This window comes from Lactiplantibacillus pingfangensis, assembly GCF_005404945.1.
Classification (GTDB): Bacteria; Bacillota; Bacilli; order Lactobacillales; family Lactobacillaceae; genus Lactiplantibacillus; species Lactiplantibacillus pingfangensis.
In genome coordinates this window covers 14,294-39,358 of record NZ_BJDG01000025.1, presented here as the reverse complement: position 1 = coordinate 39,358, position 25,065 = coordinate 14,294, and the positions used below count along the sequence as shown (strand labels likewise).

General features: G+C 44.1%; 27 protein-coding genes and 1 pseudogene. 17 read left to right on the top strand and 11 right to left on the bottom strand.

Going from position 1 to position 25,065, the window contains the following annotated elements:
• The first annotated feature begins 329 nt into the window (after positions 1 to 329).
• A complete protein-coding gene (locus FFM74_RS11180; RefSeq protein ID WP_137626709.1) occupies positions 330 to 524 on the top strand; it encodes a hypothetical protein in 195 nt (64 codons plus the stop codon).
• Positions 525 to 615: 91 nt separating this feature from the next.
• Here FFM74_RS11180 and FFM74_RS11175 read toward each other — a convergent pair whose 3' ends face one another.
• The 4 genes from FFM74_RS11175 to FFM74_RS11160 form a co-directional block, all read right to left on the bottom strand.
• Positions 616 to 1,923: an NAD(P)H-dependent oxidoreductase gene (locus FFM74_RS11175; protein ID WP_137626708.1), complete on the bottom strand. Its 1,308-nt coding sequence runs from the start codon at positions 1,921 to 1,923 to the stop codon at positions 616 to 618.
• A gap of 15 nt (positions 1,924 to 1,938) precedes the next feature.
• Complete coding sequence (locus FFM74_RS11170; RefSeq protein ID WP_137626707.1) at positions 1,939 to 2,547, bottom strand: NADPH-dependent FMN reductase; 609 nt, start codon at positions 2,545 to 2,547, stop codon at positions 1,939 to 1,941.
• A gap of 132 nt (positions 2,548 to 2,679) precedes the next feature.
• Entirely contained in the window at positions 2,680 to 3,705 is a 1,026-nt protein-coding gene (locus FFM74_RS11165; protein ID WP_137626706.1) for a lipoate--protein ligase, read from the bottom strand.
• A gap of 15 nt (positions 3,706 to 3,720) precedes the next feature.
• Entirely contained in the window at positions 3,721 to 4,512 is a 792-nt protein-coding gene (locus FFM74_RS11160; RefSeq protein ID WP_137626705.1) for a tyrosine-protein phosphatase, read from the bottom strand.
• Between the two features lie 213 nt (positions 4,513 to 4,725).
• Here FFM74_RS11160 and FFM74_RS11155 point away from each other — a divergent pair, with 213 nt between their 5' ends.
• Positions 4,726 to 5,364 (top strand): carbonic anhydrase family protein, encoded by a 639-nt coding sequence (locus FFM74_RS11155; RefSeq protein ID WP_137626704.1) that lies wholly within the window; start codon positions 4,726 to 4,728, stop codon positions 5,362 to 5,364.
• Between the two features lie 18 nt (positions 5,365 to 5,382).
• On the top strand, positions 5,383 to 6,192 hold the full coding sequence (locus FFM74_RS11150; protein ID WP_137626703.1) for an alpha/beta hydrolase: 810 nt from the start codon (positions 5,383 to 5,385) through the stop codon (positions 6,190 to 6,192).
• Between the two features lie 702 nt (positions 6,193 to 6,894).
• Here FFM74_RS11150 and FFM74_RS11145 read toward each other — a convergent pair.
• Positions 6,895 to 7,869, bottom strand: a complete 975-nt coding sequence (locus FFM74_RS11145; RefSeq protein WP_137626702.1) for an asparaginase — start codon at positions 7,867 to 7,869, stop codon at positions 6,895 to 6,897.
• 301 nt (positions 7,870 to 8,170) lie between these two features.
• On the opposite strand from FFM74_RS11145, the gene FFM74_RS11140 reads away from it, so the two are divergent.
• The 7 genes and pseudogenes from FFM74_RS11140 (at position 8,171) to FFM74_RS11110 (ending at position 13,928) form a co-directional block, all read left to right on the top strand.
• Positions 8,171 to 8,929 carry an ABC transporter ATP-binding protein gene (locus FFM74_RS11140; RefSeq protein WP_137626701.1) on the top strand — a complete coding sequence of 253 codons (759 nt, stop codon included), beginning with the start codon at positions 8,171 to 8,173 and terminating at the stop codon, positions 8,927 to 8,929.
• An 18-nt stretch (positions 8,930 to 8,947) separates the two neighbouring features.
• Entirely contained in the window at positions 8,948 to 10,738 is a 1,791-nt protein-coding gene (locus FFM74_RS11135) for an FtsX-like permease family protein (protein WP_137626700.1), read from the top strand.
• Between the two features lie 22 nt (positions 10,739 to 10,760).
• Positions 10,761 to 11,039: a hypothetical protein gene (locus tag FFM74_RS11130; protein ID WP_137626699.1), complete on the top strand. Its 279-nt coding sequence runs from the start codon at positions 10,761 to 10,763 to the stop codon at positions 11,037 to 11,039.
• Positions 11,040 to 11,069: 30 nt separating this feature from the next.
• Positions 11,070 to 11,441, top strand: coding sequence for a GntR family transcriptional regulator (locus FFM74_RS11125; protein ID WP_137626698.1), 372 nt, complete (start codon positions 11,070 to 11,072; stop codon positions 11,439 to 11,441).
• Positions 11,438 to 12,313 (top strand): annotated as a pseudogene (locus tag FFM74_RS11120) (ATP-binding cassette domain-containing protein). Before FFM74_RS11125 ends, FFM74_RS11120 begins: the two are co-directional and overlap by 4 nt.
• A complete protein-coding gene (locus FFM74_RS11115; protein ID WP_137626697.1) occupies positions 12,303 to 13,112 on the top strand; it encodes a hypothetical protein in 810 nt (269 codons plus the stop codon). Before FFM74_RS11120 ends, FFM74_RS11115 begins: the two are co-directional and overlap by 11 nt.
• Positions 13,113 to 13,130: 18 nt before the next feature.
• Entirely contained in the window at positions 13,131 to 13,928 is a 798-nt protein-coding gene (locus tag FFM74_RS11110) for an ABC transporter permease (RefSeq protein WP_137626696.1), read from the top strand.
• Between the two features lie 57 nt (positions 13,929 to 13,985).
• Here the strand turns inward: FFM74_RS11110 and FFM74_RS11105 are convergent, their stop codons facing one another.
• Entirely contained in the window at positions 13,986 to 14,456 is a 471-nt protein-coding gene (locus tag FFM74_RS11105; protein WP_137626695.1) for a universal stress protein, read from the bottom strand.
• 196 nt (positions 14,457 to 14,652) lie between these two features.
• Here FFM74_RS11105 and FFM74_RS11100 point away from each other — a divergent pair, with 196 nt between their 5' ends.
• Positions 14,653 to 14,892 (top strand): hypothetical protein, encoded by a 240-nt coding sequence (locus FFM74_RS11100; protein WP_137626694.1) that lies wholly within the window; start codon positions 14,653 to 14,655, stop codon positions 14,890 to 14,892.
• Positions 14,893 to 14,967: 75 nt separating this feature from the next.
• Positions 14,968 to 15,393 (top strand): GtrA family protein, encoded by a 426-nt coding sequence (locus tag FFM74_RS11095; protein ID WP_414672081.1) that lies wholly within the window; start codon positions 14,968 to 14,970, stop codon positions 15,391 to 15,393.
• A gap of 100 nt (positions 15,394 to 15,493) precedes the next feature.
• Here FFM74_RS11095 and FFM74_RS11090 read toward each other — a convergent pair whose 3' ends face one another.
• Entirely contained in the window at positions 15,494 to 15,967 is a 474-nt protein-coding gene (locus tag FFM74_RS11090; protein WP_137626693.1) for a hypothetical protein, read from the bottom strand.
• A gap of 182 nt (positions 15,968 to 16,149) precedes the next feature.
• Between FFM74_RS11090 and FFM74_RS11085 the strand changes: the two genes are divergently transcribed.
• Positions 16,150 to 16,476 carry a hypothetical protein gene (locus FFM74_RS11085; protein WP_137626692.1) on the top strand — a complete coding sequence of 109 codons (327 nt, stop codon included), beginning with the start codon at positions 16,150 to 16,152 and terminating at the stop codon, positions 16,474 to 16,476.
• Between the two features lie 308 nt (positions 16,477 to 16,784).
• Entirely contained in the window at positions 16,785 to 16,970 is a 186-nt protein-coding gene (locus FFM74_RS11080) for a hypothetical protein (protein ID WP_137626691.1), read from the top strand.
• 58 nt (positions 16,971 to 17,028) lie between these two features.
• Here FFM74_RS11080 and FFM74_RS11075 read toward each other — a convergent pair whose 3' ends face one another.
• From FFM74_RS11075 to FFM74_RS11065, 3 genes are all read right to left on the bottom strand, one after another.
• On the bottom strand, positions 17,029 to 18,225 hold the full coding sequence (locus FFM74_RS11075; RefSeq protein WP_137626690.1) for a MalY/PatB family protein: 1,197 nt from the start codon (positions 18,223 to 18,225) through the stop codon (positions 17,029 to 17,031).
• A 314-nt stretch (positions 18,226 to 18,539) separates the two neighbouring features.
• On the bottom strand, positions 18,540 to 19,058 hold the full coding sequence (locus FFM74_RS11070; protein WP_137626689.1) for an NUDIX hydrolase: 519 nt from the start codon (positions 19,056 to 19,058) through the stop codon (positions 18,540 to 18,542).
• Positions 19,059 to 19,295: 237 nt separating this feature from the next.
• Positions 19,296 to 19,934, bottom strand: a complete 639-nt coding sequence (locus tag FFM74_RS11065; RefSeq protein ID WP_137626688.1) for an LVIS_2131 family protein — start codon at positions 19,932 to 19,934, stop codon at positions 19,296 to 19,298.
• Positions 19,935 to 20,110: 176 nt separating this feature from the next.
• Here FFM74_RS11065 and FFM74_RS11060 point away from each other — a divergent pair, with 176 nt between their 5' ends.
• Together FFM74_RS11060 and FFM74_RS11055 are read left to right on the top strand one after the other, a co-directional pair.
• Positions 20,111 to 20,449, top strand: coding sequence for a hypothetical protein (locus tag FFM74_RS11060; protein WP_223877222.1), 339 nt, complete (start codon positions 20,111 to 20,113; stop codon positions 20,447 to 20,449).
• Between the two features lie 122 nt (positions 20,450 to 20,571).
• On the top strand, positions 20,572 to 21,105 hold the full coding sequence (locus tag FFM74_RS11055) for a histidine phosphatase family protein (protein ID WP_137626687.1): 534 nt from the start codon (positions 20,572 to 20,574) through the stop codon (positions 21,103 to 21,105).
• 591 nt (positions 21,106 to 21,696) lie between these two features.
• Here FFM74_RS11055 and FFM74_RS11050 read toward each other — a convergent pair.
• Entirely contained in the window at positions 21,697 to 23,415 is a 1,719-nt protein-coding gene (locus tag FFM74_RS11050; RefSeq protein WP_137626686.1) for a glycoside hydrolase family 13 protein, read from the bottom strand.
• A 153-nt stretch (positions 23,416 to 23,568) separates the two neighbouring features.
• On the opposite strand from FFM74_RS11050, the gene thrC reads away from it, so the two are divergent.
• Positions 23,569 to 25,062 (top strand): threonine synthase, encoded by a 1,494-nt coding sequence (gene thrC / locus FFM74_RS11045; protein ID WP_137626685.1) that lies wholly within the window; start codon positions 23,569 to 23,571, stop codon positions 25,060 to 25,062.
• Positions 25,063 to 25,065: the final 3 nt, after the last annotated feature.

Here is a 25,065-nt window from a genome sequence, read left to right as displayed (position 1 = left end):
TTTTATCTCTAGCTTAACATTATTAATTTTATATCTGTATAGGCCGCAATTTGTTCGGTTGTCGACCAAATAAACGGTCTGAGGCTGTTTATAAGATATAAATTGTTTTATCGTTAAATTCCGAACGATACAAATTCTTCGCTCAGCTTTTGACTTGACGTTGTGAGCAATCTGACGCGACTTAAAGTTAACTAACTACTTTGGCTCAAAATATCATTACCAAGCGTCCCATATGATGATTTTGAGTTTACAGCGATCAAAAGCCGAACTAAACTGCTGATGTTTCATTGAATCAGTCGTGCCATTGATGTCAGGAGGCGAGTTAGCCGATGCAGCTTAAACACCCAGTAACCTTTTATCGTTCCATTGCGTTTTGGTTTGGTCTCGTATTCGTTTGGGTCGCCATTTTTGGGTTTCCTAAAACTATGGTGACCGTTGGTGATCTCTTCACTTATCCCATCATTTTCGTTATCGCGATTGGCAGTATTTGGTTTTCCATCTTTCAGAAAAAGAAGAAGTATTAACTGATTGGACACAAAAACAGACCCGAAACTAATAACGGTTTCGGGTCTGTTTTAGGTTTCCATCTAATTTAACTGTTCATGTCACCAGCACCTAGTTGTCGTTACTAGAAGCGCCCGAAACACTGTCAACTTCGGGTTTAACTGGTTCAGGATCTGCTGACGCAGCTGAAACTTCATCAGGTTGCTCCGGTTCGGCGTCTGCGGATGCACCCGAAACGCTGTCCGGTTTGGCATCAGCGGATTTGGCAGAAGCGCCAGAAATGGCATCGGCTTTAGCATTCGGATCCTTGGCTAACACTTGACCAGTATGTGCCAAATAATATTTCACAATTGGCAAAATATCGAGGACAAATTCATTAATCCCCTTGTATTCGCCTTTGGCATCATGCATCGCTTGATAGTAATGCATAATGTACTTTTCGGGACCATTTCCTGGAACGGGTAACTTGAACAAGTCGGTCTTACCGGTTCGTAGCATGTGAATCACTTGTTGTACATGCGGAATGGCTCGCTTCGGATGACAATCAGCCATCGGATTGCCGGCTTGCGCTGGTGTCCGCGCCGCCATCATATCTTTGGCATCGGCATTATGATTATAGTAAATAAATTGATTATTCGCATCGGCATAAGTTAATTCCATCGGCATCGAATTTAAGAAGTAATTCAACTGATTGACAGTCAGGACACCACGATCCAACTTAACGGTGTCGTCCCCTTCAGCGGCATGTGTTTTAGCCGCCGCCTGTTCGACCCAATCGGCTGCATGCATATCCACGCCTTCAATCGTCGTTTCAACTTTGCCATGGGCTTCCAAATCTTCCGACTTCCAACTATCGTCTTCGACTGGGCCATTCATCGTATTGATGACTTTAACAAACTTAACGAACTTTTCAAGCGTTTCCTTTAAAAAGCCAACTGTTCGTGGGTCCTTTAAATTATGCTGATCATCAAAAGCATCTTTAACTTCGCCGAGTAAAAATTCATTTCCGGGCATGACAACCGCATCGACGCCGGGAGATTCCAAGATTTGCCGCAAATTCAACTGTGCGCGTGATGAACCTTGATCATAATACGAGGCGCCGACAATCATCACCGGCTTGCCAGATAATGGATGAATACTGAAAGATAGCCATTCAATGACACTCTTTAACGCAGCGGTGATCGTATGATTGTGTTCAGGTGTTGCAATAATCACACCATCCGCTTGCTGGATTTTGTGACTTAAATACTGAACGGCGTCGCTGTTAGTTTGATCATCGCTTTGATTAAACATCGGCACATCTTGAATGTCCAAGATTTCAACGTCAACGGTGTCACTAAAATGCGTCGCAATAAATTTTAATAGTAACCGGTTGTATGACTTATCTGCAACTGAACCGGCAATTCCAACTAATTTCATGGCAAAAACTCCTATCTATAGCTTGTCCCAATTAACGTTTTGTACTTCTTGACGATTAGCCTCGTTCGCATGATTTAGCTCAGCGGTAATATCGACGAACGTCTGAAAATCAGTAAACAGCCCCGTCAACTTCGCTAACTTTTGGGCATCAATTAAGTTGCCATCTTCATCAAAAGCTTGCAATGAATGCCCTAATAAGAACTCTGAACTAGGCATGATCCGCGCACGTAATTCTGGCGAATCCAAAATCTGCCGCAAATGAGCCTGTGCGCGTGAGGTCCCTAACGACCCATATGACGCGCCGATGATCATGACTGGCTTATCCACAAAGGGATGAATATGGAATGACAGCCATTCCAACGCATTCATCAAGACCGCTGGTGCCGAATGGTCATACTCAGGGGTACTGATAATCACCCCATCCGCTTGGTCAATCTTTTCGGCAATCGCCGTTGCCGCCGCTGGCACTTGTTTATTTTCTGGCTTATTGAACATCGGTAAATCCTTAATTTCAACCAGTTCAATGGCCGCTTGGTCGGCAAAATGTTTTTGCATAAATTGTAATAACTTTCGATTTGTGGACTGATCAGAATTGGTCCCAACAATCGCAATAAATTTGTGCATCTTCAGTCACTCCTTTTGATGATTTAATCACTCGTTTTATATAAAATAATTATCATTAATGATATTGTAAACGATTTCATTAATGAAATCAAAGGGTTATCGAAATTACACCCTTTGTGACTAACATACTTATTATTTTCCGGTTTCACCCTGTTCAACAATTAGCTCAATCAACTGGTCACGATCAATCTGACCAAAATACTGTTGTAAATCTAAGTCTGCTAAGGCTGCCGTTACGGCTGTCCGAGTATATTTAACCCCTTTTAACTGGTCCAACACGATTTGAACCGGTTGGGACCCAAAAAAGTCGCCATACACTGTCAGATCAGCAATTCGACCATTGGCAATATTGAGTCGAAAATCAACGGTTCCGGCCGTAAAGTGCCGCCGGTGTTGTAGTTCAAATGCTGGCGACTGACCATAGATCCAATCCCAATTTTTAAAGTAGCGTTGATTTAAGTCGTCAACCCCCGCCTTAGCCGCCGCATCTAACGAATACCTCTTGGCTTCGGCTAAGTCCGACACCCCTAAAATTTCTTGTGCCAAATTATCTCGAAATTCTTCAATCGTCAGATGTTGGTATTCCGGGGCCAAGTATGGTCGCAAATTGGTCACGCGACTCCGAACTGACTTAATCCCCTTGGACGCCATCTTATCGGCTGGTACCGTTAAGGCTTGTGCAATCTGAGACTGATCCACATCATACATTAAGGTCCCATGTGAAAATAGCCGCCCGTTTTCAACATGCATGGCGTTTCCTGAGAACTTTTTACCATCAATTAACAAATCATTGCGACCGCTCATCTCAGCGCCAGTCGCCCCCATAGCATGTAACGCCTTGAGAACTGGTGCCGTGAACCGTTTGAAATTACCAAAGCCATCGCCGTCATCTTTCGTAATGAAACTAAAGCTAACGTTGCCGAGATCATCGAAGACTGCCCCGCCGCCAGATGTCCGACGAGTCAAAATAATCTTTTGCTGTTCAACATACGCCTGATTAATTTCTGCTAAGACATTTTGATAGCGACCAACAATAATACAAGGTGAATTGATATAGAAGTATAAAATTGGTTCGGATAAATCGGCATGCGCCATTAAATAAGTTTCAATGGCTAAGTTTGTCCGAATGTCGTGACTGGGACTCGTTAAATAACGCATATTGTCACTTCCTGATTAGTCTAAATATAACTCGCGTAATCGTAAAATTTCTGTTTTTGTCAATTTTAATTCAGTCCGTAAATAATGCTCAATATTACCAGACTGATGCTTAATTTCTGCCAAGGCGCTGTCTAAATAATCATCATCGACTGACCATAACGCCCGGATACTTTCAACCGTATCGGCACTGGCACCTTGCTTTTTCGCATCAGCGACAGCTGCATCAATTCGATCAGCAGAAGCTGAGTTTGTTAATAAATAATCCTGTCGAATCGTGTCAAGATCCACCCCAAGCGCCGTTAACAAATAAACAGCACCCATCCCGGTTCGGTCTTTGCCGGCAGTACAGTGGAATAAGAGCGATTCATCTGGCTGATCATTGGCTAATAACGCATCGAAAAAGCGCCGATATTCCCGCTTAGCATGATGTTCAGTCACGACCATCCGATAAACTTTAAGCATGTGGCGATAACCACTATCAGGATGATGTTCAAGGTCGGCGGCCATCTTGTCAGTCCCGTCAGAGTTCTTGGTTTCATCAACATTAAACACTGGTGCGTATAAGTATTTGGCATGGCCAGGAACACGGTCAGGACTATCTAAAACTTCTTGTGGCGACCGGAAATCCACATCGTAACGAACACCGTACTCATCTAAAAACTTTAAATCTGCTTGGGTCAGACGGTCCAAGCCGCCGCTCCGAAGTAATTTATGCCATTTAATATGATGACCATCTTTCGTTGCATAGCCACCTAGTTCGCGAAAATTAAAGCCTTGTTGAATTGGTAATAATCGTTCATTTGCCATGAGTCCTGCCACCTATTCTATGAATTTAGAGACGGGCTGTTTTGCGAGCTAACAGTTGGCTAGCGCCAATCGTTAAACTTAGTCGACCGTCTCAGCACCTCTCTATTCTAACATTGTCACGCCGGTGATTTGATAAAAACATTCCCCATTAATTGACAAAGTCAGTCACCGTGAGAAAATAGACGTTAAGACAACAGTTACGGAGGCTTTTTCATGACAAAATTAGACTATTCAACCCAAGCCAATTGGCAATCAATCGGCGGTCAACAACAATCCCCAATCAATATCGAAACTAAAAACAGCACCGCATCGCAGTTATCTGCAATTAGCTGGCGCGGCTTATATCAAGCAAAAACAATTATTGGCACTGACACCACGCTTGAAGCGACCGGGACTGGGATGGCCTATTTAAACGACCGCGACTTCAATTTTGACCAAATCCACTTCCACACACCAGCGGAACATTTAATTGATGGCCAAGCAGCCCCAATTGAATGGCACTTAGTTCATCGTAGTGCGACCGGTCAACTCGCGGTCGTCGCAATTTTTGGCCGAATTGGTAAACCTAATGCTAGTTTCCAAGCACTATTGGACCAGTTCACGCCTGCCACTAGTCACGCGTTGACTGAACCGATTGATCTGACGGAACTCTTACCAGATACTGGGACCGTCTACCATTATCTCGGCTCATTAACCACCCCACCATTAACCGAAACCGTTGAGTGGTACATTTGCGCGGACAGTGTCATGCTTGGTGAAGAACAGTTAGTGACTTATCAAAACTTATTTGCTCCCAACAATCGTCAGGTTCAGCCTTTAAACGACCGACCAATCATTGCGGAACGGCTCTAATCAAACGAGGTGCATACCATGCCTAAAAAACTAAAATGGGGATTGATTGCTTGTATTGCTTTCCTCCTATCAATTATTGGCCTAGGCTTGGTCACCCAACTGCATACCGACCAAGCGAGCCACGTGATTACCGGTCAGAAACGGCCCTTAATGCTGATTGCCGGCAGTAATAGTCAGCGTGATGACTTTGACCAGCTAATCAAAACACTCAACGGCTCGCAACCGCATCCCGTCATTAATGTGACTGTTGACAAGGATTTGAAAGTGTCTTCAACGGCGACCCGCGTCAAACACACACAGTTTAATGACAGCTTTATTGTGATCTTTTTTGAAAATAGTGACGACACGAATGACACGATTATTGAACAAACTAAGGGCTTAGCCAACGCGGTCACTTATTTGCAAAAACATTATAAGTTAACAACGGCCAATGCGTTAGGCTATTCCAACGGTGGCTTGATTTTCAGTCGTTATTTGGCTGGCATGGCGTCTTCGAACCCTTTGGCAATTCGTGATTTAATGCTGGTCGGGACACCTTTCCTAGGCACCAGTGAATCTCAACCAGATGACACGCTCTATAAACCACTATTGGCGAAAAAGGCTAAATTCAAATCCTTACACACCGTCATCAATATTGCCGGCGATGCCGGTGACGGCGACGATCACGTAGTGCCACTTTCAAGTGTAACGGCCGGCAGCAAATTATTTATGAACGAAGCGACTCGATACAACGCCATGACAATTAATCAGAAAGACATCAATCACGGCGATCTCTTACAGGAAAATTACTTAGCCAGATTAGTCCGCCAAAATTTGCTCAATCAGTAGTTGGTAACGAGAAGAAGTCAACGCTGTCGCTTCCGGGCGTCGCTGATTACATGCGGACGAGGGACCAGGTCAAGCCTGAGGAGCGGTCTTGACCTTCGCCCGGAATGGTTGCAAAAAACGCAACTATCCCGGACCGTCCGTCCCGTAAGACCGGCAAAAAACGCCGCTCAACGGGACTTTCACGCCCGATGCAATCAGCGACGCCCTCCAGCTAGGCTAATGGTTATAAAGAAATGACGCTAAAAACGGTTGATTTTATTCTTGCAATTCATTGAACCAGTCAGCAATGCTTTGAACTTTCTAAGTATATTCATTGGCTATCGGTGAGTAATATTTCGTATGTGAATATTGCTCCACTGGGATTACTAGCCACTGGCTACCTTGCAACTTTTAGCTAGCGGTTTCAAGTCCTAAAGAAACGTAAAGTGGACCGCATCTAAACTAAACTTACGATAAGTGCTCCGTCAGGCAGAAACTTAATAGCTGAAGTTTGGGACTAATAACATCGGTCGTGATGGTGGCGTTAATCGGCTATTTTTGCCGATTTTACACCACGGACGGTCCGGGCTTGGACCGGTCCCACGACCGCATGTGATTAGTTCCAACCGGAAGCAACGAAATTCTGAAAGTTAATAAAGACCAGTTCAACACTCAAGCTTCAATGCTTGACGGTTGAACTGGTCTTTATTTTTAAAACTAATTTTATGAATTCGCAGTTGCCACAAAACGGGCTAACTCGTCCTCAGCCATGCCGGCACTCACGCCGACCAATAACTTAATCCGGGCCTTTTGACCGTTCAGTCCCTGGCAGAAAATGACGCCCATCTGCTTCAACTGAACGCCCCCACCTTCATAGTCATAAACGTCTTGGGCAATCCCATTGAAACAACGGGAAACCAACACAACCGGAATCCCCATATCTAATAGCTTTTGCACGGCGGGTAACGTTGCCGGTGGCAAATTACCAGCACCTAAAGCTTCAATAACAACCCCGTTTGTCGTCGATTGTGCAATGGCGTCAAATAATTCTGGCCCCATCCCCGCATATGCCTTGATCAAAAAGACATTGTCCACTACTGTCCGAATTGGGCAAACAGTTGAGCGTAATAATGATTCAAAGAAAACAACACCATGTTTGGCAACTAAGCCAATTGGGCCGAAGGTTGGGGTCCGAAACGTTGCCACGTTGGTCGTATGCGTTTTAGTGACGTAGCGCGCGGAATGAATCTCATCATTCATGACGACCAAGACCCCTTTTTCAGCGGCATCCGGCGTGCTAGCAGTTTGAATGGCGGTTTCTAAATTATGCAAGCCATCAGAACCGATCTCATTCGCCGACCGCATCGCACCAGTAACAACCACAGGTAACTCATTTGGCAATGTCAAATCTAAAAAGTAGGCCGTTTCCTCTAACGTATCTGTCCCGTGAGTCACGACGACACCATCCACCCCGTCACGCGCTGCTTTCGCGATTCGCTGCTTTAATTGCAACATTCGTTCCGGCGTGATGTGTGGTGATGGCAAATTGAAAACATCTTCCGTTTCTAATTGAACTTCGCCACTAAATGGATTTTCATAACTATCCAATGGATTCTGCGCGCCCGGCGCCATATTACCCGCTGCATCCGCCGACATGGCAATCGTCCCACCGGTGTGCAAAACTAAAATCTTTTTCAATTCATTTTCCTCCTATAACCGCTACCTAAACTCAGTAAGTGTAATTTTAGGCTAGCAAGCCGGTGATTGCAATCAAAACTATCAAGACTTAATCAAGGGACTAATGAACCGCCCCGCCAATCAAACGGCGCTGCCCACAAAATTAGTCATCCCCGAAAAGCCACTGACATCAGCGTTTACCGCACTAATTACCTTAAACTAATTGAGATTTAGTTGACAGAATTAATCACAGCCTTTATAGTTAGTTACATAAGCAACTAACCAAATAACAAACTAAGTACCTTAAAAGGAGAAAGATATCATGTCAACAACACCAATTATGACGGTTACCGATTTACACAAAACATACGGCAAGGCCGGTTCTAAACAATACGAAGCCTTAAAAGGGATCAACTTCAACGTCAATGCTGGCGAATTTGTCGGCATCATGGGGGCTTCCGGTTCCGGGAAAACAACCTTACTAAATATGCTTGCCACTCTCGATCAACCTACAAGCGGTGAAGTAACCATTAATCAACAACCGATTACCCATTTAAAAGGTAATCGACTGGCAGACTTTCGGGCTAAAGAAATTGGCTTTATTTTCCAAGACTTTAACTTACTAGAAACGATGACCGCTTACGAAAATATTGCCTTACCCTTAACGTTACAAAACACAGCCGCTAAAAAAATTAAGCCGGCTGTCGAAGCCGTTGCTAGTCACTTAGGCATCGCTGAATTTTTGAATAACTATCCTAATGAACTTTCCGGTGGCCAAAAACAACGGGTTGCCGCCGCACGGGCCTTAATTAATGAACCAGCCATGCTGTTCGGTGATGAACCAACCGGAGCACTGGATTCCAAATCAGCGCGGGAGCTCCTCGACTTATTTACCACGATTAATCGTGAACAAGCCGTTTCCATCTTATTAGTCACCCATGATCCCTTCTCAGCCAGTTATTGCCAACGAATCTTATTTATTAAAGACGGCAAAATCGGTCAAGAACTGAACCGCGCAGACCTCTCTCGGCAAGACTTTTACCAACAAATTCTCGACACCTTAGGCACATTCGAACAATAGAAAGGAGCCGCTCACAAAATGTTAACTAAACTCGCAATGACCGGCTTTCAAAAACGCTGGCGGGACTATCTCGTCCTATTCTCAGGCTTAATTATGTCCAGTGCCATCTTCTACATGTTCGAAGCCCTAGCGACGAACAAAGCCTTCTTAAAGCAAAATACTAGTATCAGTATGGTTGGGATGATTTTCCAATTTGGCTCAGTCCTACTGACGATTATCACCTTAGTTTATATCGGCTACGCCAACTCTTTCTTGCTCAGCATGCGCAAACGCGATTACGGCCTGTTCATGCTAGTGGGCGCACGTAAGGGTAAAATCGGCCAATTGATTTGGTTGGAAACCTTATTAGTCGGAATTACCGCCACCATTATCGGGATTGCCCTTGGCAGCTTGTTGACAATGGGCCTCAGCCAAGTCCTTATCAATAGTCTCGGCTTAACGTTGCATCACCTAGCCGCTTGGTATTTCCCAGCTGCTTTGACGACCCTCTTACTCTATGTCGGCCTATTCATCATCGCTGGCTTCTTCAACCTAATTGCGTTAACGAAGACACCCGCGCTGAAATTATTACACAGTAACGATCAACCAAATCGACCTAAGTTGAAACCAGTACGGCAACTCGTTGAAGTGATTATCGGGCTCTTATCAATTAGTATCGGCTATTGGTCAATGGCGAACCTCGACAAGCTACAACTGGCCGGGATTGGGATCGCCCTAGTCACGATTGTCTTGGGCACTTATCTTCTATTTAATGCCATCTTTGTTTGGCTAATTGTCTTGCTCAAGCGGTTACCCTTTGCCAATCGCGGTTTAAATGGCTTTACCTTGTCACAATTGAGTTTCCGGATTCGTAATTACACGAAGATTTTAGCCATCGTCGCGATGCTCTTTGCCTTAGCCTTGGGCGCGATTACCGTGGGGATGGGCTTTCATCGGCAAGTCCCATTAATGGCGAACGGGACCAGTGCTTATGATATGGGAATTGTGAACACGACCAGTCAACAACAGGCACAGATCAAAGCTTTAAAACCAACGACTGAAACGACTTACCATTTCAAAATCGGTAAAAAGGCCGTTTACTACCGTGCCAGTGAATTTAACGCGCAACCTTTTGCAACTATGTCACCGGTCGGTAAAACCCAGCTCAAATTTAAGCTGAAACGGCTAGATGCCCAAAAATTGACCAAATCATATGAACGTTATCAATTTGGTCAATTACAAGGGAGTGCGCAACAACAGTTAGCGACGACGATGGTCTCTGAGCAACAATATCAATCCTTGACCCAACCAGAACAACGTTTAACCGTCTTTGTGACTAAAGACGTCGTTGCCAATCAAGCGGCCTTGAAAAAGTTAGCCGCTAGTCAACAAAAGCGTGATCATGCGCTACAAGGCCAAGTTCTTGGTGGCCGTTACAGTGGTTATCAAATGGTCAACGGCATGTACTCTGGACTAGAATTTATGGGCTTCTTTCTAGGAATCGCCTTTCTCGCCATGTTAGCCAGTTGCTTAATGTTCAAAATTTTATCTGGTGCCGCTGCCGACCAACATCGTTACGTCATGCTGGCTAAAATTGGGACACGGACTAGCGAACTTAACAATGCCTTGCGCAAAGAAATTGCCGTTCTATTTATCCTGCCCGGCATTGTCGGTGTCGTGCACGTGCTCTTCGGCCTAAAAATGTTTAGTTTCATCATGATTGGCTCACCATATACTGGAATCTGGTTGCCTTTCTTAATCTTTGCGGGGCTCTATTTAATCTACTATCTCATTACGGTCCAGATTTATCGGCGGATCGTCTTACAATAACCTTTTGGAGGAGGAATGAATCATGGTATACTTTGGATTAGTCGCTTTATTAATCGTTATTACGCCAATTCATCGTTACGTCTTAGCTAACCGGAAGCAATTCTGGCTTGGCGGCTTGATGCCAGTCTTTTGGCTCGCTGCAAATTTGATGACCGCCAATTTTGTCGGTTTTGAACATCAGGATACGTTACTCGCAGTACTCGGGATTATGCTACTGCTCTCCTGCTGGATTGCCGCCCGAATTGACCGGACTGAACATCAATTAACCTTGACTCGTCACCACAAAATTGCAACCAAATAACGATTAACCCACTGCAATGAGGTGAAAAATATGCAGTTCAACTTTAATAGTACTGAACCAATCTATTTACAAGTTGCTGAACAAATCGAAGAAGCAATCTTTGCGAGAACATTTGCGGAAGGTGAACAAGTGCCTTCCACGACTGAAATTTCTAAAGAATTCCATATCAATCCAGCGACGGTTTTAAAAGGGATGAACATCCTAGTTGATGCCAACTTGATTGAAAAACGTCGGGGCGTCGGCATGTTCGTCATTGCCGGTGCGCAAAGCCGGATTGTCGAGAAACGCCGTAACCAATTTTATGACGATTACGTTAAAAACTTAGTTAGTGAAGCACGAAAACTGCACATTACGAAACAAGAATTAGCACAATTAATTGAACGGGGGTTTTCAACGAAATGAGCATTCAAATTCACGCCGTTAGTCAAAGTTTCCACGGCAAACCAGTTCTTGAGGATATCAACCTAACTATTGAACCAAACAAAATTTATGGCTTGCTAGGTCGTAACGGTGCCGGTAAAAGTACCTTACTAAATATCATTAGTAACCGCATTTTTCCAAGCCAAGGAACCATTACTTTAGACGAATAATCACTGAATGATAACGATCGTACCCTTGGCCGCCTTTATCTCATGAGTGAAGTCAACCTCTACTCTGAACGAAGTAAATTGAACAAGCTATTCGATATTACTGAAATGATGTATGGCAGTTTTGACCGTGACTATGCCAACGACCTTGCAGAAAAATTCGGTCTCGACTTAACGTCACGCTTCGGTAAACTCTCCACTGGGTATCGCTCGATTTTCAAACTCATCGTCGCCCTCTGTGTGCCAGCCGATTACATTTTCCTTGATGAGCCCGTTTTGGGACTAGACGCCAATCATCGCGAATTGTTCTACCAAGAATTGATCGAGACTTATTCAGAAAAGCCCCGTACTTTCGTGATTTCGACCCATCTGATCGAAGAAATTGCTAACTTGATTGAACATGTCTTTGTTTTGAACGATCATCATATTGTCGTTAATGGCGCCGTCCCAGACATTCTTGAACGGGCTTATACGATTTCAGGCCCAGATGCCGACGTGAAACAATACACCACTGGCTTAAACGTCATTGGCGAAGATCACCTGGGCGGGATCACTGCACATTATGTCTACGGTGCATTAGCAGACGACCGCCCAATTCCAGACACTGTTAAACTGGAACATCTGGACTTACAAAAACTATTCATTAACTTAACCAATGAGAAGAAGGCTGCCACTCATGTCAGCTAAACTGAAACTAACAACGCGTTACTTATTGCGTGAACAGTTAAAAATTCTTGGCTATGTTTATCTGATGATTGTCGTCAGTATTGTTGGGATTCCGCTCGTGTCAACACTCATTACCCGTCAGCTGACTTCACAGACCATTCTGAACACCTTGCAAATCAATTTGGGCTTTACGTTTGGTTGCGTGATTTTCATCATCATGACGTTCACCTACGATAATTTTAAGCTCTTAATTCAAAATGGTATTTCACGGCGAACTTACTGGCGTGCGCGGGTACTCACCGTGATTGCTTTAAGTTTTATCGGTGACCTCGTTGCCACTAGCTATCACTTTTTGGTCAATACGCCGCTGCAACATCGTACTTTTACGAGCGGGTTTAATCACCTCTTTTATGCCCAACTGTACGGAGACTTCTTTGGCAGGCATAACTTGGCTGGCAACTTCATCACGAACCTGATCTTTATGTGGCTAGTCTTTATCATGCTTGGCTTAAGTGGAATGGCCATTGGGAGTATTTTCAGTTTGCTGACGAAATCAGTGCGACGTATCGTATTCATCGCAGTGCCAGTCTTGGGATTCGTTTTCTTGGCCTTTCTCGTTAACTTGATTGCACGGTTTCCTAGTCAAGTTAGTTTTGAGGGCACCGCCAAGTTTCTTGGCTTTCTTGCCGGATACACGGGACAAAGTACGGGAGTCACGCTGAATCCGCTAATGCCCATGGTCACCATGTTAGTCATTAGTGCCATGATGGGTGCGATTTCGACCTACTTCAATCACAAACTTAAACTTAAGAATGCCTAAGTCTGGGAGGGAATTCATATGCCAAATAAAAGTTGGCGTTTAACACGTTACTTGTTCAAGGAACAATTACAATATCTTGGCTGGTCCTACTTAGCCATTATCGTCCTGGCAACCGTCTTTCCTTTTTTAATGGCCGTGCTCAATGGCACGCTCAGCACATTTAGTTGGCGCTCTCATCTGAGTGGTTTAGGCCTTGGTGCAATTTTTGGATTCTTTATTTTCATTGTTGGGTTGCAAAACTACGACAATTTCAAACTATTCATTCAAAATGGCATCTCGCGGCGGACTTACTGGCTAGCACGCGTCACTAATTTGCTCATCATGAGCGCTGTCGGCGTCTTATTAGCGATTATTAATGACTTCGCGATTTCGGCGCCATTACTTCGGCTTGACGTCTTCGGCTTATTGGCGCACGGGCCTTACGAAATGTACGCAAAATTCTTTGGTGACAATGTCTTTCTAACCGTGACGATTTATATGCTATTCTTATGGCTGCTCTTCATCACACTCGGTCTGCTCGCCATGGCCATCAGCAGTATCATGGTCTTATTTTCAAAGACAGTGCAACGACTTATTTACATTGTTGTCCCAGTTTTAGCCATCTTCTTACTGGCCTTCGTTGCCTCCGCAGCGATTAGAACACAAGAATCTGCGGGAACACTGGCCTTACAACGCTTTGTAAAATGGTTGCTCGGCTACCATCAAACACTCGGCTTGTTCAACCCTTTCATGCCAATGATGACGATGGTTGTTGCCAGTCTCATGCTGGCGCTGATTGCTTACGGTTTCAATCGCAAGCTCAAACTCAGAAATTAGGTGATAAAAAACGACTGCCCACTTCACTTCGGACAGCCGTTTTTCATATCACGATTTTTATTTAGCAACTTGCGTATTATTTAAATCAGTTTTAACCACGATAACATCGGTTAAAGCATTACGTTGAACAAAAGTGGTGACCGAGCCTTCAAGAACACGTTCCATCGCGTTCAAGCCAGTCGCACCCATCATAATCAAGTCATTGTGATGATCTTCAATAAAGTCTTGCGAGATGATTGGTTTAGGACTGCCCATTCGAATATGGAATTCAATATCGTCAAACCCGTTTTTCTTAATGGTTTCAACGAGTCCCTTCAAATAAGCTTCCGAATCTTGAACCAATTGGTACGTAATGTCGCCATCCGCCAAGCCGGCTAAATTATACCCAAATTGACCAGGATCAATCACGGCTAGTACGTCAATGTGAGCCTGGTTACGTTTAGCAACCTCAATTGCCTTATTTAAAGCGACTTCCGCTTGTTTCGAACCGTCTAGGGGAACTAAAATATTCGTATATTCTTGTAACATCTGCGCCACACCCTTTCCATCTACTGTCTTTATTTTACCATTTATCGATCATGAATGCGTTCTCAATTGGTTTGTTCAAGCGAAAATGACTGTTAACTGCCCGAACACTCACATTTACACAACATTTACACAAACAGAATCATCTTTTTACACCCAGCGACTACAATGAACTTATTCCACTGGGGAGGCGGTTAACATGTTAGCCCTTGAAAATAAACATCATGGTGTGATTATCAGTCAGACAATTGTCATTAGTGACGAAGTTGAATACCAGCTCGATCTAACCAGCAAACGTTTATCCAAGTATCCCTTTACAGTCAAGATTACAGCCCTAACACTCGTGGGACATACGGTCATTGCCGTAAGCCACTTTGACCATTTGGCAGCGGCACAAACAGCCTACGAGGCCTATTTCGCAGATTTAGCACAAAAATAATTATTAACTGCCGCACAAGTTGTCTTTTTATGCTACGATAATAGCACTTAATTAGACAACTTGGAGCGAAAAATCTTGAAAAAAATCATACAATTATGGCATCGCTATCAAAGCGTTTTGTCTTATTTAATCTTTGGTGGTTTAACCACCGTCGTCAACTTTGTCGCCTTCTGGCTATTCAATGATCTCGTTGGCTGGCCAGTCTGGCTCAGTAATGCAATTGCTTGGTTCTTGTCCGTGTTATTCGCCTACATCACCAACAAGTTATGGGTCTTTGATTCAAAGACCCCAACCGCCAAAGCAGTCTTGGCCGAGGCCAGCTCGTTCTTTGGCTTCCGCCTACTCAGTTTCTTCGTGGATGAAGCAATCATGATTATCGGGGTCACCGTCTTGCATGGTAACAACTTACTCGTTAAGTTCTTAGACCAAGTCATCGTGGTTGTTATGAACTGGTTCTTCAGTAAATTATTTATTTTTAAAGATCGTGCCGATAAAGACTAAAAAAAGTGGCTGAGAATTTTCTCGGCCGCTTTTTTGTTGCGCATACTAGACAAACCAGTTGCTATCAATCCGTGACAGTGGTCAGGGTAAAGGAAAGTCCTCACCCGAGTTTTTGATTCGCAGTATGTAACATCGTTAATGTCTGCATGACTTCATCGATGTTGATGCCATCCCAGTTGTAAAAAACAAATTGACGACCACCCTTCATTTGAATCAATAAATGGCGCGCCGTTGACTCATAACCATTGCGGATTTCATTTTGGGTCGTGGTCATTTCGTAATATTGAATCTGCGCAAGGTTGATTACTAGTTCACCAATTCGGACAAAACGCGGTTCATCTGCCGAGTTTGGCACTGGAATGACGACCCGTGAGCCATCATGATGGTGTAAACATAATTCCGTCGCCATCAATCCAGCAGCCGTTAATTGCGGCGTAAAACAAATCTCCTCCCCCAAATGAACCGGTCCATCAGTCGGTGTCGCTGATAAGGTAAATTTAAAATGACGCCCATGGAAGTCCGTTAAGACGCCTTGATTCAAGCTCCGGTTTATTTTCGTAACATGACCAATCATAATAATCTCTCCCTCCTACCGATACCGTAAATTTACCACCTAATTTAAGTCACTACCGCCTAATTTCCCCAAGCTTGCACTCTTTTGAACAAGTTTAGTCAACTAGTAACTTAATTATCTTTTTTAAGGCATCGAACGTGCTAAACTAGAATGAATCAGAGTAGTTTAAGGAGGTTGTCAAATTGGGATTTAGCCGAGATGAGACGGATTATTTAACCGATATTTTAACCACGCATTTGTTTACATTGTTAGCACGCGTCACCCGTTGGCAAACGCACAGTCTCTCACAACAGCAATATGATCAACAGGTTGCCGAAACGCTGACGCCGAATGTTGAAAAATTACAGTCAATTGCCACAATCCTAGCACCAACTGTTGGTAATCAAGATCAATTTAAAGCCTTACAACTCGGAATCGACAAGCTTATTCAGGCACAACGTTATCAATTGACCGAAGAACAGCTCAATCAAGCAAACGAACGTCGTCTCAGTCGACATCGCTTTCGTTAGCTCGGGAATACTTTTAAATAGCCGTTATCAAAATGACGTTAGTACGAGCAATCGTGCTGGCGTCATTTTGATAACGGCGAAATAATCTAACCGAGCGTAGTTAATCTCGTGCCATATTCCAGGGCATTTTTTCAATTGACTTAAGTTGGCATTGCAAAAAAATTGGCAGCACTATCCTATCAGTAATGACTACTGCTTAATCAGACTCTTAACAAAAAATTCAAATTTATATCACGAGATGGCTACTTTTTGTCGTTACAATTAAGCTATTAAATTAATCGACACGATGTGAAAGAGGGAGGATCCCAATGTTTTTACTCATATACTGTACGCTCGCCATTGCCGTTTTCTTTTTAATCTTTGGTTTTAAAACCGCCGCGGTAGTCATCGGACTTTTGGCGCTCGCCTTATTGGCTTACTCCTTCATTCGTCGACAAATTGAACGGAAACGCGGACTAAAGCGGCATACCACCGCCAACAAAAGCCGCAGCTAAGCGATCAAAAAAATAACGTTCTTCAAATCTAAATAGATTTGGGAACGTCTTTTTTTGATTAAGCCGTTAATTCAGCTAAACAGGTCACAATATTTTGAACCGCTTGATGCACATATTTGGGATCAGTTGCCAAATTCAAACGGACAAATCCCTTATCATTAGCACTAAACCATTCACCGAAATCGACCGCCAAGCCACATTTATCTTGAATAAACTCGCGAGTGTATTCAGGTTTTACATATGGCCGAATATCCAACCACGTTAAATACGTCCCTTGCAAGTCTGCAACGACAATTTTAGGCGCGTGAGCCGCCAATTCAGTTTTCAAGTAATGATAATTGCCACGAATAATGTCCAAAATTTGATCTAACCATTCCGTGCCATACGTGTAAGCCGCTTCACCGGCCGTTTGACCGAGAATATTCGTTTCGGTTTGATTAATCGTCTGGATAAAGTCGTCATAACGTTGACGCAACGACTCGTCTGGAATAATCACATGTGAATTTAATAAACAAGCCACATTAAATGTTTTAGAAGGTGAATTGACCACGATCACATTATCGGCAAACCGCTCATTGGCGACCGTTAACGCGGAAATAAAAGGATGATTTTCTGGATCAATTTCTAAATCTTGATGAATCTCATCTGAAATCACTAGCACATGATATTGTTCGCATAAGGAAAGAATTTTAGTCTCTTCTGCTTCTGTCCAAACATGTCCAACTGGATTATGAGGTGAACATTGGATAAACAAGCGAACTTCATTTTGCTTGATTTTGTTTTCAACATCTTCAAAATCAATCGCGTAACTGCCATGATCATTAACCAGTTCAGAGGTCACCAATTGACGATGATTATCTTGAACAGCATTAAAGAATGGGTAGTAAACTGGCGTCAAAATCAGCACACCATCGCCAGGTTGCGTGTAGGCATTAACAAGGGCGTACAACGAATTAACCACACCCGTGCCAAAACGAATCCAATCTTTTTTTAAGGTTAAGCCGTGACGCTGTTCTTCCCAATTAATAAAGGCGTCGTAATAACTATCTGGCGTATAGGAGTAGCCATAAATCCCATGGGCGACTCTTTCAGTCAGTGCCGTGGTGACTTGTTCAGGCACTTTAAATTCCATGTCGGCGACCCACATTGCAATTAAATCCTTGTTACCATAACGTTGATCCAATGCATCCCACTTTAGTGAGTTGGTGTTTAACCGATTAGTGGCATATTTTTTAATAAATCCTGCTTGATCCATTCTAAAACTCCCCTTCATCACTGGCTGACAAAAACAAAAAACTCCGTCCTCATTACGAAGGACGAAGTTTTTTTACTCCGAGGTGCCACCTATCTTCACAGCTTCTGCTGCCTCATTCTCGCGCGAAAAACACGCTTGATCTGGGTATCGGTGATCAATCCGAACCAGTTGCGTCAACAACTGACCAACTCCGAGTTCATCTTCATTAAGCCACTGTCGTCAATTTCCACCACCCATTGACTCGCTGTTCACCACGACTTAACTACTCTTCTCATCAACGTATCATTTTTTAAGTTATTTCTAACTTACAACGTTCAGTCTTGATTGTCAAGCTGACGAAATTGTGGTTCGGCCGGTGTCTCATAATTGGCAATAACCTGATCAGCGATCGGAAAAGTCCGCGTTTCCAAATAACGTTTCGCTTGTAAAACTAATGGCGAACTGTTCGCCCAATTCAACTGATTCAGTGGCACTCGATCCGCCCCAGCAGATAAAGCAACCGTATAATTTGGTCGTTCGGTGATCAAGTGACCGCCGACTGGCTCTAACAAATAAAACGTACTAACAATCATCCGCGGTTGCTCTGCCGTTACAATTGCCGGTAACAATAGCCGAATCGTGCCCAATTGTTTTTCGATGGTTGTTTGTAAGCCGGTTTCTACCGCCGCGATTTCCGTCACCGTTTCGCTAAGCGTCTTGGCAATTGATACGGGGGCCGTTGCTAAATCGTAACGATTTTCAAAGGGCCCGGTCAGGCACTTGGTCACAACTAAAGTGGTCTCATCACCAATGACGCCACAAACGACTAACGGTGAATCTTGTTTGACTATCATCGGTTCCGCTTCCTTCACTATATCGTTTACACTAAAAATTCAAATTTACTGATGAGTTAATTTTACCCCTTTACGCAACTGGCATAAACTAAAAACTATTTTAAATATAAATATTTAACAACTTTTAGTAATTAATTCCCTTTATACGAAAAAAGAGACCACGACAAAGTCATGGCCCCCTCAGTATCTCCAAACAGTGACAGTCGAAACTTGTATCAACCACTCTCACTAGTTCAATTATTGATTTTGAATATCCGTTGTATTAATAAATGATTGGGCTGGCACCCGGATCAACCAACGTGTCATGGCTTGATGACCAACTCGCACACCCAGACCATTGATGAATGATGGCTGGTAAGTTGCTATCATTTTAGCCACATAGGCATTTTCATGTTGGGCATCCTTTTTCTGTAACGTTTTTTGTGACCACGGAATCCCAGTATCGATGATTTTTACTTGCTTTAAGCTGCTAACAACCGTGGCTTTATTACTGGAAACCGTATACTTAGCACCCTTGACCCAGTAATTATAAACGTGGACCGGCTTGTTACTCGTGCTGCGATCAACAGCGACATAGTAAGAACCTTCTGTGCCGACTCGTAACACTAATGGTTCATAGTCATAGGCAACTTTGACAGCATTCTGATCTGATAAATTGACGCGCCGACCAAAGGTAACATAACCCATCCCGATGACTAAACAAAACGCGACAATTAATTCCAAGCCGCTAGCGATTAAATTACCCCATTCAAACGTATGCTTGCGTTCCACAATCATTTTAATTCGACGAACGCGGATATGATGAAATACCCAAACAAACACCGCTAAAGTAATAATCCAAGCAATGATTCCAATCCAGTTCCATGCAGAAGTCATTGATAGGCCAATCCTTTCCCTATTTCATTGTTGTTATGTTCTAATTGTAAATAATTAGCCCCTAAATAACAAGTAATGCCACCAAACTTATTAAATGAACGCCCTAACCAAATTGTGAAAATTATCACTGAGCACTCCCAATGTAATCGAATTCATGGTAAAATAAAGTTATTAACTTGAAGAAAGAAGGAGTACCAATGATCGCTGCAATTATTTATTGGGTCGTCGTCGTAGGCTTAATTGTCTGGGGCGTTTGGATGGCCATCTTATCAGCTTACTGGGCTGGTCAAAAACAAAATGGCAATATTTTCTTTATCGCAATTATGAATACTTTAGGGGCACTTGCCGGCTTGTTAGTTTGGTGGGTATTCAATAATCAACACTGGCAATATTACTGGTTATCCAGCAATGTGAACACCACTAATCTATTAGGGATTGTTCTAATTTGCTACGTTGTTTTGATTGTGATCGAATTCTTCCAAGGTCGCAGTATTAAACCAGCTGCAACTAAATAGCACCATCAAGTCGCTCGAAATCTTAGCTGATTTTGGCGGCTTTTCTTTTGTGCCAAAAAACGCTCAAATCTGAATTTTTATTCACATACTAATCACAACTATTAGCTAAAGGTGGTTTTAACTTGAAAATTTATTTAATTCGCCATGGTGAACCAGACTATCGCGCTGTCACCGAAAAACATTATGTGGGTTACGGTCGTGATTTAGGCGGCCTCACCCCTGCTGGTATTCAACAAGCCCAACAATGTGCACGACGCCCTGAATTACAGCAAGCGCAGGTGATTTTAACGTCACCATTCACCCGCGCAATGGCCACAACACTCGAAATTGCCCGTCAAGTCGCCGCTCCCGTCAAAGTTGAGCTAGGGTTACATGAGTGGCAACCTGACCGAACGGGGACCTTAATTGAAAACAATCAACAAGTTTCCCAGTCCTACGCCCAATATAAACGCACACCACACAGTCGGCCAGCCGATTTTCCTTATCCATACGAAACGGCCGATGAGCTTCAAGCACGGGTAACAGCAGTTTTTGACCAATACGTCACGCAGTACGACTGCATCATCTGCGTCACCCATGGCGAGGTCATGTCACAGTTTGTTCACCAAGACCAGTTTGATTACTGTGAAATTCAGTCCATCAATTACCCGAATTAAAAAATCCAATCACGATTTTCAAACTCGTGGTTGGATTTTATGATTACTTCACGCCTGAAGTTTAAAAGGACAAAAGGACTCGTAAACACTATCATATAGACAACAGGCATTTCCAAATTTATGGTGATCCGCTCCGGCAGGCAGAAATCGCTGTGCTATGGTGGGACAGTTGTAGCCATAGTGCGGTCTGCGCCTTCGATTTAAAGCCGATAATTCACGTCTTTAAATCGCCCTGTAAGATTAGGCGGCCAAGACCACCGACCAATCTTACCGACACAGCACAACGATTCTGCCCGTCTCCGCTAAGCCTAGCCTAAAAACAGTTAAATTAGCTGGAAGTCGCCGCTGATAGCATCAGCCGTGACCGTGGCGTTGGGTCGGCATGTTGCTGGCCGGCGTTACGCCACGGACGGTCCGGGACACTTGCGATTTGTGCAAGGGTTCAGGGCGAGGGCCAAGACGTTTCTCAGGCTTGACCCGGTCCCACGGCCGTATGCTATCAGTGGCGACTGGAAGCGACCACGTCAACTAATTTTCATGCCATCATCATTGATATGGCAGTAGTTACTAGTGATTTTGATCGTTCAACCTTTACTTCACGCTTAAAACAAAACCAGCTGCGCCCAACTGACCGGCAGTCAGCGCCGTCGACAAGATAACTTTATCAGTGGTAACCGTTACCGGTGTTTCACCGAGATTAATTGTGGCCGTGACTGTCTGGGTCGCATCTTGACGAATTAATTTCAGGACATCACCGGCAACCTGCCAACTTAATTGACTTTCTGCTAAAAAGTCCGCCTGACTTTGCCGCCAAGTCACTAATTTCGTCACAAAGCTGCGCAGTGCTAAATCTTGATCTGCTGGTTGCCATGGCATACAGCGGCGATTATCTGGATCGGGGCCGCCCGCCAAACCAACTTCTGTGCCGTAATAGAGACATGGCGTCCCTGGCAATAACATCAATACTATCAAGGCTGCCTTAACTTGATCAACATTATGATCCAACACCGTCAGTAGCCGCGCTGTATCATGCGTATCTAGCGCGTTGAACATCACTTGCTGATTTGGTTGCCGATATTGCATCAACTGTAGATTAGCTTTGCCGACATAGTCAGTCAACGTCAACTCGTGTTTAAATAACGCCAAGATGGGTTGGGTCAATGGGTAATTCATCACCGCGTCAAACTGGCCATTGCCGACCAATGCTTGACTACTATGCCACGCTTCACCGAGCAAATACACATCTGGTTTCACTGCCCGCAATGCGCCACAGAGTTTTCGCCAGAAGCCATGATCAACTTCATCCGCCACATCAAAGCGCCAAGCATCAATATTATATTGTTCAATCCAATATTTCGTGACGTCAATCAAATACTGTTGCACCGCCGGATTCTGCGTATTAACTTTTGGCATCGCCGCCCCGGTTGCGAAAGTCTCATAGTTGAGGACGCCAGTTTTCGCGTCAACTCCGACTGGCCAACCATGAATATGGAACCAATCCGCAAACCGAGAGTCCTGACCATTTTTGACAACGTCGCGCCACTGTGGTGATTGATCGCCAAAATGATTAAATACAGCATCCAGCATGACTTTCATACCGCGCGCGTGGGCCTGATCTACCAATTCTTGAAAATCTTTTTTAGTGCCAAAATGTGGGTCAATTTCAAAGTGGTCAATCGTGTCATACTTATGATTTGATGGTGAGGTAAAGATTGGGCACAAGTACAAGCCGTTCACACCCAACGCCGCAATCTCGTCTAAATGGTCAATAATGCCACGCAGGTCGCCACCATAAAATGAGTCTCGCTTGACTGGTCCTTGCCCCCATGGCTGGGTTCCAGCCGGATCATTGCTGACGTCGCCATTGGCAAAACGTTCCGGAAAGATCTGATACCAAACCGTGTGTTTGACCCACGCCGGTGGTAATTCTGCATCACTTAGATGCAAGTATGGGAGATGGAAATAGCGCCCAGCAACCGCCCAATTGGCCGTCGTATCGGCGAAAAAGCCTTCATCACCATAACCAATCGTTTGACCCGCTTGATCCGTAATCTTGAACGCATAGATGGCGCGATTAGTGGGCAGGTCAACCGCCAACGTCCAATATTGATTGGCTTGCGTTGCCAACCCTTTTCGCATCTCGACCTGCTGCATCGGTGCGCCTTCCTGCCATAAGTACATGTCGGCATAGGCCAACTCAACTTTTACCACATCGTCCAACGCCGTCTGTAGGCGCAGTAAGACACGATGATCGGCTAAAATCGCGCTGTCTTCACTTTCAGGCCGATGTAAAATTCCTGCTAATTGCATGCTTAACGCTCCATTTCTCGTAACCGGTTACATTTATCACCGTTAAAAGGCGACCAATTCATAAAATGTCCGGGTAATTTTCTTGTAAACGCCCCCGTTGCCGTCTAATTTAGTGTATCATTTAGACAAAATCAATTGAAAGGACGTTCATCCATGGAAACACTTTATCGCAGTACCCGAGAAACTGCAAGTCACACCATGACTAGTTCACAAGCGGTCTTGCAAGGGTTAACACCCGACGGCGGCCTATTTGTCCCGGTCAACTTGCCAACCGCCCATTTCGATTTCGACCAACTCGCAACACTGTCCTACCAAGAAGTTGCTTACGAGGTACTAAAATTATTTTTCACCGACTACAGCGAGACTGAATTAAAAGCTTGCATCCGTGCGGCTTATGGCGATCAATTTGACGATCCTGCCATTGCGCCAGTCACGAAACATGGCAAACAATACTATTTAGAACTTTTTCATGGCCCGACAATTGCCTTCAAAGACTTGGCTTTACAAATTTTGCCACAATTGATGACGACCGCCGCAAAAAAGAACCAACTCGAAAGCGAAGTCGTTATTTTGACGGCCACTTCTGGCGATACTGGTAAGGCTGCCATGGCAGGCTTCGCTGACGTTCCCCAAACGCGCATTATCGTGTTCTATCCAAAAGATGGGGTCAGCGCCATTCAAAAACAACAGATGATTACCCAAACTGGTGATAATACTTATGTGGTAGCCATTAACGGCAACTTTGACGAAGCTCAGACTAAGGTTAAGGAACTTTTAAACGACCCGGACTTGCATCAAAAACTGGCTGCCAATCAATTTCAATTTTCGAGTGCCAACTCAATCAACATTGGCCGCCTCTTTCCACAAGTTGCCTACTACGTCTACGCCTATGCCCAATTAATTAAGCAGGGTCAGATCAAGAACGGCGACGAAGTCAATTTTAGCGTCCCTACTGGCAATTTTGGCGATATTTTGGCGGGCTATTATGCTAAACAATTGGGAACCCCCATTCACAAATTAATTTGTGCGTCAAACCGTAATAATGTCTTGACCGATTTCTTTAATACTGGCGTTTATAACAAAAATCGCGACTTTTTCTTAACGAGTTCACCCTCGATGGATATTCTCGTTTCAAGTAACTTAGAACGGTTAATCTTCTACTTAACTGGGGAAGATCCCGTTCAGACCGCCAGTCTAATGGCTGATTTAAAGGCGACCGGGCAGTACCAGTTAACGCCAACCATGCGCCAAGCAATTAAAGACTTCTGGGCTGGTTTCGTCACCGAGGGGCAAGATCAGGCGGAAATTCACCACTTATCTGCCCATCATCATTATACGATTGACCCTCATACCGCAGTGGCGTCGGCCGTTGCCAAACAGTATCGCACGGCAACTAAAGATCAACGGCCAATGGTAGTTGTCTCAACCGCGAGTCCATATAAATTCCCACAAGCCGTTTTATCCGCAATTACTGGGGCTGCGGTCGATGTGGATGGGTTAACTGCAGTCGACCAATTACACGAATTGATTAAAACGCCAATTCCAGCCACCGTCGAAAAACTACGGAAGGCCCCAATACGACATGATCAAGTGACTGAAACTGCCAAAATGGGCGCCGCGATTCAACAAATTTTGCATTTAAACTAAGCT